This window comes from Streptomyces sp. NPDC001750, from assembly GCF_042892615.1.
Taxonomy (GTDB): Bacteria; Actinomycetota; Actinomycetes; order Streptomycetales; family Streptomycetaceae; genus Streptomyces.
On sequence record NZ_JBIAUE010000052.1, the window covers coordinates 1 to 11,621 of the forward strand.

Annotated in this window: 14 protein-coding genes and 1 pseudogene; 11 read left to right on the forward strand and 4 right to left on the reverse strand. The window is 70.8% G+C overall.

Features of this window, described 5'->3' with window-relative positions:
• Positions 1–195 precede the first annotated feature (195 nt).
• From ACFYY6_RS36610 to ACFYY6_RS36625, 4 genes and pseudogenes are all read right to left on the reverse strand, one after another.
• Complete coding sequence (locus ACFYY6_RS36610; RefSeq protein ID WP_389197492.1) at positions 196–762, reverse strand: hypothetical protein; 567 nt, start codon at positions 760–762, stop codon at positions 196–198.
• A gap of 142 nt (positions 763–904) precedes the next feature.
• Positions 905–1,108 (reverse strand): annotated as a pseudogene (locus tag ACFYY6_RS36615) (HAD family hydrolase); the annotation flags it as partial.
• Positions 1,109–1,175: 67 nt separating this feature from the next.
• Positions 1,176–1,412, reverse strand: coding sequence for a DUF397 domain-containing protein (locus ACFYY6_RS36620; RefSeq protein WP_389197493.1), 237 nt, complete (start codon positions 1,410–1,412; stop codon positions 1,176–1,178).
• The gene (locus ACFYY6_RS36625; RefSeq protein WP_389197495.1) at positions 1,409–2,266 is read right to left on the reverse strand and encodes a helix-turn-helix domain-containing protein; all 858 of its coding nucleotides are present in this window, start codon (positions 2,264–2,266) and stop codon (positions 1,409–1,411) included. The genes ACFYY6_RS36620 and ACFYY6_RS36625 overlap by 4 nt, the downstream gene beginning before the upstream one ends.
• 311 nt (positions 2,267–2,577) lie before the next feature.
• Here ACFYY6_RS36625 and ACFYY6_RS36630 point away from each other — a divergent pair, with 311 nt between their 5' ends.
• The 11 genes from ACFYY6_RS36630 to ACFYY6_RS36680 all read left to right on the forward strand — a co-directional run bounded on the left by ACFYY6_RS36630 (position 2,578) and on the right by ACFYY6_RS36680 (position 11,608).
• Complete coding sequence (locus ACFYY6_RS36630; protein ID WP_389197497.1) at positions 2,578–3,012, forward strand: NUDIX domain-containing protein; 435 nt, start codon at positions 2,578–2,580, stop codon at positions 3,010–3,012.
• Between the two features lie 45 nt (positions 3,013–3,057).
• Complete coding sequence (locus ACFYY6_RS36635) at positions 3,058–4,950, forward strand: radical SAM protein (protein ID WP_389197499.1); 1,893 nt, start codon at positions 3,058–3,060, stop codon at positions 4,948–4,950.
• The gene (locus tag ACFYY6_RS36640; protein WP_389197501.1) at positions 4,947–5,576 is read left to right on the forward strand and encodes a hypothetical protein; all 630 of its coding nucleotides are present in this window, start codon (positions 4,947–4,949) and stop codon (positions 5,574–5,576) included. The genes ACFYY6_RS36635 and ACFYY6_RS36640 overlap by 4 nt, the downstream gene beginning before the upstream one ends.
• The gene (locus ACFYY6_RS36645; RefSeq protein WP_389197503.1) at positions 5,573–6,298 is read left to right on the forward strand and encodes a hypothetical protein; all 726 of its coding nucleotides are present in this window, start codon (positions 5,573–5,575) and stop codon (positions 6,296–6,298) included. Before ACFYY6_RS36640 ends, ACFYY6_RS36645 begins: the two co-directional genes overlap by 4 nt.
• Before the next feature lie 4 nt (positions 6,299–6,302).
• Positions 6,303–6,938: a hypothetical protein gene (locus ACFYY6_RS36650; protein ID WP_388968701.1), complete on the forward strand. Its 636-nt coding sequence runs from the start codon at positions 6,303–6,305 to the stop codon at positions 6,936–6,938.
• A 14-nt stretch (positions 6,939–6,952) separates the two neighbouring features.
• Entirely contained in the window at positions 6,953–7,768 is an 816-nt protein-coding gene (locus ACFYY6_RS36655) for a protein kinase (RefSeq protein WP_389197505.1), read from the forward strand.
• Between the two features lie 172 nt (positions 7,769–7,940).
• On the forward strand, positions 7,941–8,096 hold the full coding sequence (locus ACFYY6_RS36660) for a hypothetical protein (RefSeq protein ID WP_389197507.1): 156 nt from the start codon (positions 7,941–7,943) through the stop codon (positions 8,094–8,096).
• A 107-nt stretch (positions 8,097–8,203) separates the two neighbouring features.
• Complete coding sequence (locus ACFYY6_RS36665) at positions 8,204–9,100, forward strand: aKG-HExxH-type peptide beta-hydroxylase (protein WP_389197523.1); 897 nt, start codon at positions 8,204–8,206, stop codon at positions 9,098–9,100.
• Positions 9,101–9,295: 195 nt separating this feature from the next.
• On the forward strand, positions 9,296–10,198 hold the full coding sequence (locus ACFYY6_RS36670; protein ID WP_389197525.1) for a replication initiator: 903 nt from the start codon (positions 9,296–9,298) through the stop codon (positions 10,196–10,198).
• The gene (locus tag ACFYY6_RS36675; protein WP_047465243.1) at positions 10,191–10,376 is read left to right on the forward strand and encodes a helix-turn-helix domain-containing protein; all 186 of its coding nucleotides are present in this window, start codon (positions 10,191–10,193) and stop codon (positions 10,374–10,376) included. Before ACFYY6_RS36670 ends, ACFYY6_RS36675 begins: the two co-directional genes overlap by 8 nt.
• On the forward strand, positions 10,373–11,608 hold the full coding sequence (locus tag ACFYY6_RS36680; protein WP_389197509.1) for a tyrosine-type recombinase/integrase: 1,236 nt from the start codon (positions 10,373–10,375) through the stop codon (positions 11,606–11,608). The genes ACFYY6_RS36675 and ACFYY6_RS36680 overlap by 4 nt, the downstream gene beginning before the upstream one ends.
• Positions 11,609–11,621 lie beyond the last annotated feature (13 nt).

Consider the following 11,621-nt stretch of genomic DNA (forward strand, 5'->3'; position numbering starts at 1 on the left):
CGCATCCTCATGCGATCCCTCGACCACCGAACTACCAACCGGCAAACCACCCAAAGCGACCTCACTGAAGCCGCTTGACATCCATAGGAGCATCCGAACCGGAGCCGGACAGACCACGGGCCCCGGGGGGATCAGCATCCCCCCGGGGCCCGGCGTTATGGAGTCGCCCTGTCCAACGACGGTGCGGCTCCGGCGTTACGTCGCCGCCAGCTCCGGGACTTCGAGCGCTGCGGCGACCCTCCGGGCCATCGCGGCCACCTCCGGCGGGAACCGGTCCAGCGAACCGAGGTCGTCGCAGAGCTTGGCTCGCAGCCCATGCAGGCATGCCATCGTGAACAGCACCTCCGGGCTGTCCTCGGGCTGTTGCGCGGTCTCCGCCTCGCGCTGCCCGCGGCCGTACAGCATCCGCACCGTCCCGAGCTCGCTGGCGTCGGCGGGCGCCGCCTGACCGAGCAGGCCCGCCAGGTGCGCCCGGTCGTCCTCCTGCGGACCGTCGGCCCGGCTCTGCTGCTGCCTGAGCTGGAGGTAGCCGTTCAGGGTCTCCGGGTCCACGCCGTCCTGCTCGCAGAACGCGGCGATCAGCATGGCCACGCTGTTCATGGTGTCGGCCGCGTCGGTGGCCCGGTACAGCGTCATCCGCTTCCAGTCCCGGGCGACGTCCGAGGCCGCGTAGCTCATGACCTCCTGGCAGCGCTCGACAGCCTCGTACACCATCTGGTTGACCGCACGGCGCATCGGCTCGGGCATCGGGGTATGTTCCATGGCCGCACGCTAAAGGTGCCGCGCACCCGGAGTCCGCTGTCACGGCCACTCGCTCACCCGGACGCAGCAGCACCGGGCCGGACGGCAAGAGGCCCCAGCATGCCGGGGGCCTCGCCGGCGACGGCGGCTGGTCAGGGCAGGAAGTTCGCTGCCACTGGAGCGAGTCCATGCTCAGCGCGGCATCCGCGAGGGCCTTCGCGGACGGCGTCTTGAGCGAGGCGAGGCTGGTGTCGATCCAGTTCTGGGTGAGGCTGTAGCCCTGCTTCCGGTACTCCACCGCCTGGACCAGGCATTTGAGCTTGTCGGCGTCGCGGGCGACGATCGCCTCCGGCGTCTCGCCGGCCTCAGAACTCTTCTCACGGAGACGGCCGGCCCCATGGACGGGGACCGGCCGACGCTCAGGGAGTACGGGTTCAGCCGCGGCGGAGCTCTCCGCGGACGATGCCACCGACGAAGGCGTTGTACTCGGAGTCGGTGAACAGGTGCGGCGCCTGGTGGGGATTTTTCGAGTCGCGCAGCGCCACGATGCCCTGGTCGAGGAAGGCGACCTGGACGCAGTTGGTCCCGCCGCTGCTCTCGCTGCTGGTCTGCCACTGGGCGTCACGCAGTTGGGACTCGACCCAGGCGGAGTCGAGTTCGTTCTTGTTCATTCAAGATCCTTGGCAATGGTGGTGAGAAAGGAAAGTGACGCCTTCTGCGAGAGGGCGTCAGATTTAAGCAGGTCACTGGTGGTGCGGTACACCTCAACCGCCGACGGTTCGTTGAGGTGGAGGGATGTGCGCAGGGACTCGATGCAGACGAGATCTCGTCCGTAGGGGAAGGACATGAGCATGAACGGGCCGTCCATCCCGGCGTGGGCGCCCGCCTTGTGCGGCAGGACCTGGATGGTGATGCTGGGCACGGTGCGGGAAAGGTCGGCCAGGTGGCATATCTGGGCGTGCATGGTCGGCCGGCCGCCGACTTCCTGGCGCAGCAGTCCTTCGGGGAGGACCGCCCAGATCTTCAGGGCCGGGTCGCGCTCGAGCATGCTCGCCTGATGTTCCTGGCGCATGGACACGAACTTGTCGATGTCCTCTGGGGTCTTCCAGGCCCGGCTTCCCTCAACCACGGCTCGTGAGTACTGCGGTGTCTGCAGCAGCCCGTGGATGGATGCCGGGTTGAACACGAACAGACTGCTGGCGCTTTCCACCAGGGAGAGATAGTCGCCGAGGGGGTCGTCGACGACGCCTTCGTAGCGCTGCTGCCAGTCCGCGTCGCCCGCCTTGCGGACCAGGTCTCGCAGCCCTTCCCGTAGCTCGGGGTCGGTGATGGCGTACACCTCGAAGAAGTGCGGCAACTGCTGGATCTTGAGGCCCTGCACCCCCTTCTCGATCTTGCTGACCGTGGAGAAGGACTTGTATCCGAGACGGCTCGCCGCGTCCTCCTGTGTCCAGCCCAGGGCCTCGCGGATGCGTCGGAGTTCTGCCCCCAGACGCCGGCGCCGAGGCGTCGGTTCGACCGGCATGCCCACCCCCTCCTGTATTTCGGGCCAGAGTAGCGCCCGGGCCAGTTCGTGAATATGCCAAGTCACCCTGGAGGAAAGACTTTCCTTCAGGACTACTTGTCGAACGGGTAGTTGGGCGTCACTATCGGAACCCGGACAGCGGACGGTGTCAGCGCGATCACGCCACGTTGTTCTTGCCGTGGATTCAGGATCTAGACTTCAGGGCCATTTCACCGGTTTCGGCTCTGCTGCTCCGATCCGCGCGGCCGTGAACCGTGAGAGCGGACGCCATGAGCGCGTCCGTATCCGACGAACCAATAAGGGGTGGTCCCGTGCCCGAGAAGGTCACCAAGGACAAGGTGCTGTGCTACGTCGTACGCGACGGGAAGCTGCTGGTCTTCCGGCACACCGACTACAGCTACGAGGAGGTCGGCATCCAGGTCCCGGCGGGCAGCATCCGCGCGGGTGAGACGCCGGAGGCGGCGGCGCTTCGGGAGGCGGGGGAGGAGACCGGCCTCAGCGACTTCAAGGTCGTGCGGAAGCTCGGTGTCGCCGAGTACGACATGAGCCCGTACCGGTTCGAGCTCCAGCGCCGGCACGTCTTCCACCTTGAGCTGACCGAGCCTACGCCGGAGCGGTGGGCCAGCCAGGAGGACCACGACGGGGTCGGCGAACCGACACGGTTCGAGTGCTTCTGGATCCCGCTGGAGGCCGCCCATGTGCTGCAGTCCGGCCAGGGCGCTCTGCTGGGACGCCTGTACGACTGAGGTCCGCTCGGATCACGGCCCCATCCCAGCCACCGGAGGCAGCCGATGAACCGCACGACCGACCAGCACGGACCGATCGAGATCGAGCAGCTGTACCGCGGCCTGGATGCCGAGGACGACACCAGCGCCGTATCGGTGATTCTGAAGTTGCGCGGTGAGACCTGCGATATCGACTGCCTGTACTGCTACGAGAAGCGCAAGGAGGCCCCGGGGGGCGCCCGGATCGACGCCGGCCAGGTGCGCCGGCTCGCCGAGCTCTTCGCGGGGCGACCGCTCGCCGTGGAACTCCACGGCGGCGAGCCGCTGACGGCGGGCCGCGAGCACGTCGCCGAGGTACTGCGCGAGCTGGCCGCCCAGCCGAGCGTGGTGCGGGTCTCGATGCAGACCAACGGCGTGCTGCTGGACGCGAAGTGGCTGGACCTCTTCGACGCGGAGTACCCCGGCCTGCAGATCGGGATCTCCCTGGACGGGGACGCGAAGGGCAACGCGTGGCGGGTCGGGTACGACGGCAAGCCCGTCTACCCCCGCGTCGCCGCGGCCCTGCGCCTCCTGGCCGAGCGCGGCCGCAGGGCCGGGGTGATCACGGCGGTCACCCCCGCCATCCTCGGCCGCGCCGAAGCCGTCCTGGACCATCTCGCCGACTTCGGAGCCGTCGACGCGATCAGCTTCGTGCCGTGCTTCGACACCGCCGTCCGGCGCCCCACCGCCGCCTCCGGCCGCCGCGTTCCGGCGAGCCGACAGCTCCAGCAGGCGGCCGTCACCGCCGAGGGCGGGCCCGCCTGGGCGATCAGCCCGGACGCGTACGCCGAGTTCGTGCTCGCCGCCACCACCCACTGGATCCAGGCCGGGCACTTCACCCGCCTGAAGCTGGAGCCGACGGTCTCCACCATCCGGCGGCTGCGCGGGCTGAGATCCGGCTTCTGCCACTTCTCCGACCTCAAGTGCGACCACGTCTTCACGCTCTACCCGGACGGCCGGCTCGGAAGCTGCGACGAACTGCCCTGGCCGCAGGCCCAGCTCACCCGTCTCGACCAGGCCGCTGACCAGGTGGGCATCATCGCCGCGCAGCGCCGGCTTCCCCTGCTGAACCAGGGCAAGGACCTGATGGACCGGTGCACCACCTGCGACTACCGCACCTCGTGCGGCGGAGGCTGCATCGCCACCCGCTGGCGCTACGACAAAGCCGGGGACCAGGACGCCTACTGCGACTACCGGATGCGGATGATCGACGGCATCGCCGCCCTCCTCGCTCAGCCCGCCCACCCGGCCGGCGCCTGGTGCACCACCACCCGCTGGCGCCCCCGCACGCCGAACACCATGCGCGACATCGACTCCTTCCTCGCCCGCTGGAACAACCCGGACGCGCCCCGCCCGCCGGTGCGGCTGCACACCAGCGCGCACGCCAACATCAACACCGTCGGCCGGCCCGGCATCCACGAGGCCGACGACCTCGACCCGGCCCACCCCCAGTGGCACGCGGCGATCGAACCCGGCATCCGCCCCCTGGTCGACGCCGTCACCGACACGTGGGGACTCGTCACCTACGACAGTTGCCAGGGCCACCCCTACAGCGGCCTCGACCTGGCGCCCGCCGAGCGGCGGATCGGCATCCTGCCGCGAGACCGCACGCAGTACGCCGACGTCGCCGCGGCCCTGTGCCGCACGGCCACCGCGGCCGCGCCCGCGCTGCCCCCCGGCGTGCAGGTAACCGTCGGGCGCGCGGAGCTCCAGTGCGAGGCCAGCGGGCGCACCGTCCCGGTCCTCGACCTGATCCTCCTGCCCGCCCCCGGGCACGACTGGCCGGCGTACTTCGCGGCCCTCGACAACGCCACGCACGCCCTGGCCCGCGCGCTCACCGACGAGCGGCCCACCGGCGACGGATGCGCCTGCCCCACACCCCAGCCCGTCGCGGCCGAGGCCCACGAGGCACTGACGTGACCACCACCCCGGACGCGCTGACGATCCACCAGCTCCTTGGGCGCATCGTGTACTTCCACGCCCTGCACATCGCCCCCGAGCAGCGCCCCGACTTACCGCCCCAGCCCGGCCCGCCGTGCTGCAACCACCGCGCGGCCCCCGGCCGGCGCCCGGCCGCCGAAGTCCTCACCGACTCGGCCTGGAACGCCCTCGTCGAGGTCGCGACCGCTCTTCCCGCCCACCACCGGCCCTGTCCGATCCCCTCCGGGAGCTGCTGCGCAACCTGCCGCATCACCGCTGCCGCCGCAGCGGTCGCCGGCGGATGGGCGACGACCGAACACCACGCCTACCGACACGGCGAACCGGCCGCACAGCTCGTGACGGACTGCCGGAACGCCGCGGCGGACCGCATCGCCTGGGTCTTCGCCGCCCAGCACCACGCCGCCTGCCCGGCGCTCGCCGCCAGCCCCGCCCCGCAGCCGCACACCCTGCCCGGAGCGGACACGTTGCCGCTCACGGGCGAACTGCTGGCCCTGTGGGCGGACCCGGCCGCCACCACCCGCAACCCCGTGGCCAGTTGGCTCAACCACTGCACCGGCCTCGCCGACGTCCGCCGCGTGCTCGAATCGAGGAGGAGCACCACGTGATCCACATCGCTGAGACCGTCAGCACCGGCAGCATCGAGGACTTCATCACCCCGGAGGAACGGGCCCGGCTCGCCACCGTGATGCGCGCCTTTTTCACCTCCGACGAGCGGGGGCGCTTCGGCGAGCAGCGCACCCACTCCATCCACGAGATCCCCGGCCACTCCCCTCAGCAGGCGATGGCCGTGTACGAGCCGGCCGGGCGGGTGGAGATACCGAAGATCCCCACCGAGGCCGAGGACCTGCTCCAGGCCGCCTTCGACCGGGCCCGCCCGGCACTGTCCCGCGTCATGCCCTCCATCACCACCTGCCGGCCATGGACCTACGTCGAGTACGGACCCGACCAGCACATCACCAGCCACCTCGACGGCATCGCCCCCGACCCGCTCACCTGGCCGCGGCAGATCGCCGGGATCAGCGTGGTCATCAGCGAGGCGGAAGCCGGCGGCGCCTTCTACGTCGAGAGCTCCTCCAGCGACCGCCTGTGGAACACCCGCCTGGAACGTGACCCGGCCGACGGCTACGCGGACGGCATGTGGCTCGCCCACGACGGCGCCGACCACTCCGCCGACTGGTTCACCGCGATGCCCCGCACCCGGTGGAACGTCCGCCCGGCGCTCGGCACCGCCCTGCTGTACGGATCGCAACTCGCCCACGGCACCGAGCCGGTGATCAGCGGCCGGGTCGCGAAGTTCATCAGCTGGCTCATCGCCGAGAAGGACTGAGCCCGTGTTACTGGCCCTGGAAGGCATCGCCGGCGCGGGCAAGAGCACACTGCGCGACCGGCTCCTGGCCGACGCCCACGACGCGCACCTCCCCCTGGGCCACATCGGCCAGTTCTCCTGGCTCTCCCTCGAGGCCACCCGCACCCTCATCGGCCTGCGGGCCGGTCACCCGGCCGCCACCAGCGACCAGGCCCTGGCCGCCGCCCACCGCGATCTCGAACTCCACGCGCGGCACAACCTCACCCCCGCGCTGGCCAAGGGCCCGCTGGTCGCCGACCGGCTCACCCTGTCGACCGCCTGCCTGCTCGCCCTGCTGCACCACCGGCCCGTCGAGCACTACGTGCGCCCGCTGGCGAAGGTGGCCGCCGCCAGGGCGGACCTCACCGTCCTGGTGACCACCGGGCCGGACCTGTGCCAGGCCCGGCTGGCACGCCGGCCGACGGCCCGCCGGTTCGCGGAGGAGCCGGCGACCGCCGTCCGCCTCGCCGTCCTCTACGAACAGGCGGCCACCACCTGGACGGCCATCACCGGCCTGCCCGTACTGCGCCACCCGTGCACCACCGAAACCGACCTCGACCTGCTCGCCGCGGCGTGCCTGGCACGGCTGCGCGAAGCCAACCGGCCCGCAGCGCGAATCTGAGGAGCGTCCCCGCCATGCGCCTGCACCCGATGCACCCCGCCGCCTGGGTCCTCGACCAGCTCAGCGACGCCGGATGGAACGTGAACGACCTGCTCGCTTTCACCCGCGCCAGCACCCTGGTCCTCGCCCACCGCGACGGCGCCGCCCCGGTGGTCCTCAAGGCCGGGTTCGGATCCAACCACGTCCTGGCCGAACTCGACGAGCATGCCCGGCCGGCCGCCTACGGCTTCTACTGGTACGCGGAGATGACCGAGGTCGAACGCGCCCTGACCCGCGAGGACTTCCGGCACGAGATCGCCGTCGCGCGTACCGCCACCGGCGCCGCGCACATCGTGCCGCTGCTCGAGGAAGGCAACACCGACCGGTTCGACTGGTACACGATGCCCCACTGCAACGGCGGCAGCTTCCGGCCCCTCCTGAGCAAAGCCGGCGGGAGCCAGGCGGCCGGCCTGCGGGTGCTGGCGGACGTCGCCGAGGGACTGGTCACCCTGCACGAGCGCGGCATCGTGCACCGCGACGTCTACCAGGAGAACGTCCTCCTCCACGACGGCCGCGGCCTGATCACCGACCTCGGCGCCGCCCGCCGCCTCGACACCCCCGCGGGCCCGCTGCCCGCGGCCCCGAAGTCCACTGGCCCCCCGAGTACGCGACGTCCTACAGCACGGCCACCCCGGCCGCCGACGTCTTCAGCCTCGCGGTCCTCACCTACCGCTACCTCTGCGCCGACATCCCCCGCCACGGGCACTCCCACCTGGAGACCGCCCCTGCCGCCCTGCGCCCGCTGCTGTCCGGGGCCCTCGCCCCCGAGCCGAAGGACCGGCCCGAGATGAGCGAACTGCGCGACGGCCTGCGGCACGCGGCCACACCGACCACCGCGCCCCACCGCACGGTCACCACCACCTCGTAGGACGGAGAAGCCGGTGCCTACCGCCCGATCGCCCCCGCACCCCCGAGCCCCGTACGTGCACGGCCCACCATCCGCGTTAGGAAAGGACGAGCACCATGGAAGAGACCCGGATCAACGAGTTCCTCGACGCCGTCGGCGAGCTGCGCGGCGAGGACGAGACCGTCCGCGCCACCGCGCACACCTCCAGCGTCTCCGCCGAGGGCTGGACGACCACCGAGGCGGCCGAGCCCGCCACGGGCACCGACGCCTGAGCGTCACCACCGTGCCGGCGGTGAACTGCCGGTGAGCACCGCCTGGGGCCGGACCCGTCGGGTCCGGCCCCAGGCCCAGCCCCGTCGGAAGGACCCCTTTCGTGCTCATGCCCGCCATCGACTTCGCCCTCGCCCCGGTCCAGGACCTGCACCGGAACCGCACCAGCCGGATCCACGCCGTCCTGAAGGCCGGCAACGCTCCCGCGCGCAGTACGGCCACCGTCTACTGCCTGGCCCACCACGCCCTCGAAGGCGCCGAGACCGCCGCGCGCGCCGGCGACACCGCCACCTTCGAGTGGTACCGCGCCCACCCCGATGCCAACGCCTCCGCGCTGAGCACGCCCACCATCGTGGGGCCGCGCATCGTGGTCTCCCCGGGCCCGGAGAGCATGCTCCGCTCCCCGCTCTCGGAGACCCCGTACTACCTCCTGGGGCCCGACACGGCGGCGGCCGTGGGGGAGCAGCAGGAACTGGCGGCCGTCGCGTACGCCATGGGCGCCCGGGCCGGGTTCGCCAGCCTTCTGGCCGACCACGCCGTCGTCGCCTGCCTGCTGCGCCGCAAGAGCCTCGGCGACACCCTCATCAGCTGGTCCATCACGCGGCTTCCGGGCACCGTCTTCTGCGACCACGTCGGCGACCCCGCCGTACTGGGCCGGGACCTCGTCCACGAGGCCGGGCACAACTGGCTGAACGACGCCCTGACCGCCACCGCCTGCAAGATCAGCAAAGAGACGGAGTTCTACTCCCCGTGGAGAAAGACGTCGCGCCCGGCCTTCGGCTTCCTCCACGCCTGCTGGGCCTTCCCTCTCACCATGATTTACACCGCCCGCATCCTCCCGGACACCGCCGGACCCACCCGGGACCTCCTGGCCGCCTACCTGGAACAGCAGCGCCGTCTTCTCACCACCACTGCCGAGGACCACACTCGCGCGCTTGCCCTGATCACCGATCCCACACTGCGCCAGCGCCTTCGCACCATTCATGACAAGGCCCTCACCCTGTGAACTGCACTGCAACCCCAGCTTTGAGGACCTGCTCGACTCCGCTCAGCGCCACGCCCTGCACCCGGAGCTCCGCTACCCAGCAACAGAAGGCGGTCCCCAGGAGGGCCTCCACACCCGCCGGACCCGATCCGGAAAGACCCGGCCTCCAGCGCCCCGACTTCGGCCGGCCTTCTCCGGCGCTGCTGGAACGCGCCGATCGCGGCTACGCACGCTTCCTCGCCCACACCACCCAGGCCCCGGACGACAGCGCCGACGGCCGCGACGACGCGGCGGGCGCCCGACGCCCACGCCCCGACCTTGTGGGCCCGCTTCATGCTCCACCTGCGCCGCACCATCGCCGCCGTAGCCGGTGTCCCGCAGCGCCTGCTGCACAAGGCCGTCCGCGTTTCCTACGCCAAGGTCGCCGAGTACCAGCAGCGCGGACTGATCCACTTCCACGCCGTGATCCGCCTCGACGGCCCCGCAGGCCCCTACACCCCGCCACCCGCATGGGCCACCCCCGAAATCCTCGCCGACGCCATCCGAATCGCGGCCACCCGCGCCCACGTCGACGGGCCAGAGATCAACGGCCGCGCCCGCTCCTTCGCCTTCGGCGAGCAGATCGACACAAGGATCATCCGGTCAACGGCCTTCGAGGGCGGGACCGCGATCACCGAGGGCAAGGTCGCGGGATACGTCGCCAAGTACGCCACCAAGGGCACCGAAGCCGCCACCGGCACCCTCGACCACCGCCTGAAGAGGATCACCGAACTCTGGTTTGAGTCTATGCCCGAGCACGCCGCCCGCATGATCCACACCGCCTGGACCCTCGGCGCCCGCGACGACCTCAAACACCTGAACCTGCGCAAGTGGGCCCACATGCTCGGCTTCCGCGGACACTTCTCCACCAAGACCCGCGCCTATTCCACCACCCTCGGCGCCCTCCGCAACGCCCGCGCCGCCTGGCACCGCCGCCACACCCCTCCGCCCTCACCGACCACCCTCATCCTCGCCCACTGGGCCTACGACGGCACCGGCCTCACCCCCGACCTCGAACGCCTCGCCGCACTCATCGGAGGCGGCCCGACGCGCGAACAGGCGGTGGCGACTCGTGCGTGACGACGAACTCCTCACCGTCCCCGAGGCCATGGCCCGCCTCAAGATCGGCCGCTCCGCCCTCTACGACCTCCTGCGCACCCGCCGCCTGGCCTCGCTGACCATCGGCCGCGCCCGCCGCATCCCCACCCACGCCCTGGACGATTACGTCCAGCGCCACCTGGAAGAAGCCGCCCGATGACCGCCCCCAAGCGCAAGAAGACCCGCGCCAACGGTGAAGGCACCATCTACCAGCGCAAGGACGGCCGCTGGGAAGCCGCCGGCTACGTCCTCGCCGCCGACAGCACCAGCAAACGCGTCCGCGTCTACGGCACCACCCGCAAAGAGACCGCCAACAAACTCGCCGAGAAGATCGCCGACAGCAACCGCGGCCTACCCATCGCCACCGCCGACAGCGCCGTGGGCGACTACCTGACCTACTGGTTGAACAGCGTCGCCGTTCACCGGCTCCGCGAGAACACCCACACCCGCTACGCCACCTGCGTCCGCCTCCACCTCATCCCCGGCCTCGGCACCAAGAAGATCGCGCGGCTCACCGCCAAGGACATACGCACCTTCCTCGACCGGCTCCGCGCCACCTGCCAATGCTGTGCGCAGGGCTTGGACACCGAACGGAAGCAGTGCTGCGTGGTCGGCGAGTGCTGCCAGAAGCGACTGTCGCCCTTGACCGTGACCTACGTGCACTCGGTGCTCAAGTCCGCCCTGGAACACGCCGTCCGGGAGGACGAGTTGCCTCGCAACGTCGCCCGGAACGTCAAGACCACCGCACCCCGGCCCAGGCGCTTCCGGCCCCTCACGGCGGCCGAGGCCCGCCAGTTCCTCGACGCGGCCCGCACCGACCGGCTCAACGCGTTGTACGAACTCGCCCTGCGCACCGGACTCCGCAAAGGCGAACTCCTCGGCCTCCTCTGGGACGACCTCGACCTCAACGCCGGAACGGCCAGCGTCCGCCGCTCGCTCCAGCGCACCCGCACTGGCGGCCTCACCCACCTGCCGACCAAGACGCGGGCCTCCGAACGACGCATCGCGCTCCCGACCGAATGCATCCACTCCCTCAAGAAGCACAAGGAACGGCAGGACAAGGAGCGTGAGACCGCAAGGTCAGCCTGGACAGACAGCGGCCTCGTCTTCTCCACTCCCACTGGCCGCCCTCTCGACCCGGCCAACCTCACCCGCCGCTTCCGCAACTTCCTCGATCGAGCCGGACTCCGACGCATCCGCTTCCACGACCTACGCCATTCGACCGCCACCCTGCTCCTGGAGCAAGGCGTCGACCTCGTCGTGATCAAAGAACTTCTCGGCCACGCCCACATCGGCGTCACCGCCGGCGTCTACGCCCACGTACGACTCCGACTCCAGCGTGACGCCATCGACGCCCTGGGCCACGCCCTCGGCGACCAAGACGACGACTGACGACCCACCTGCA

Bases quoted from the DNA above. Each gene is read 5' to 3' on its own strand.
- ACFYY6_RS36655 (WP_389197505.1), top strand. From the start codon at position 6,953: ATGCGCCTGCACCCGATGCACCCCGCCGCCTGGGTCCTCGACCAGCTC.
- ACFYY6_RS36680 (WP_389197509.1), top strand. From the start codon at position 10,373: ATGACCGCCCCCAAGCGCAAGAAGACCCGCGCCAACGGTGAAGGCACC.
- ACFYY6_RS36665 (WP_389197523.1), top strand. From the start codon at position 8,204: ATGCCCGCCATCGACTTCGCCCTCGCCCCGGTCCAGGACCTGCACCGG.
- ACFYY6_RS36660 (WP_389197507.1), top strand. From the start codon at position 7,941: ATGGAAGAGACCCGGATCAACGAGTTCCTCGACGCCGTCGGCGAGCTG.
- ACFYY6_RS36635 (WP_389197499.1), top strand. From the start codon at position 3,058: ATGAACCGCACGACCGACCAGCACGGACCGATCGAGATCGAGCAGCTG.
- ACFYY6_RS36610 (WP_389197492.1), bottom strand. From the start codon at position 762: ATGGAACATACCCCGATGCCCGAGCCGATGCGCCGTGCGGTCAACCAG.
- ACFYY6_RS36625 (WP_389197495.1), bottom strand. From the start codon at position 2,266: ATGCCGGTCGAACCGACGCCTCGGCGCCGGCGTCTGGGGGCAGAACTC.
- ACFYY6_RS36620 (WP_389197493.1), bottom strand. From the start codon at position 1,412: ATGAACAAGAACGAACTCGACTCCGCCTGGGTCGAGTCCCAACTGCGT.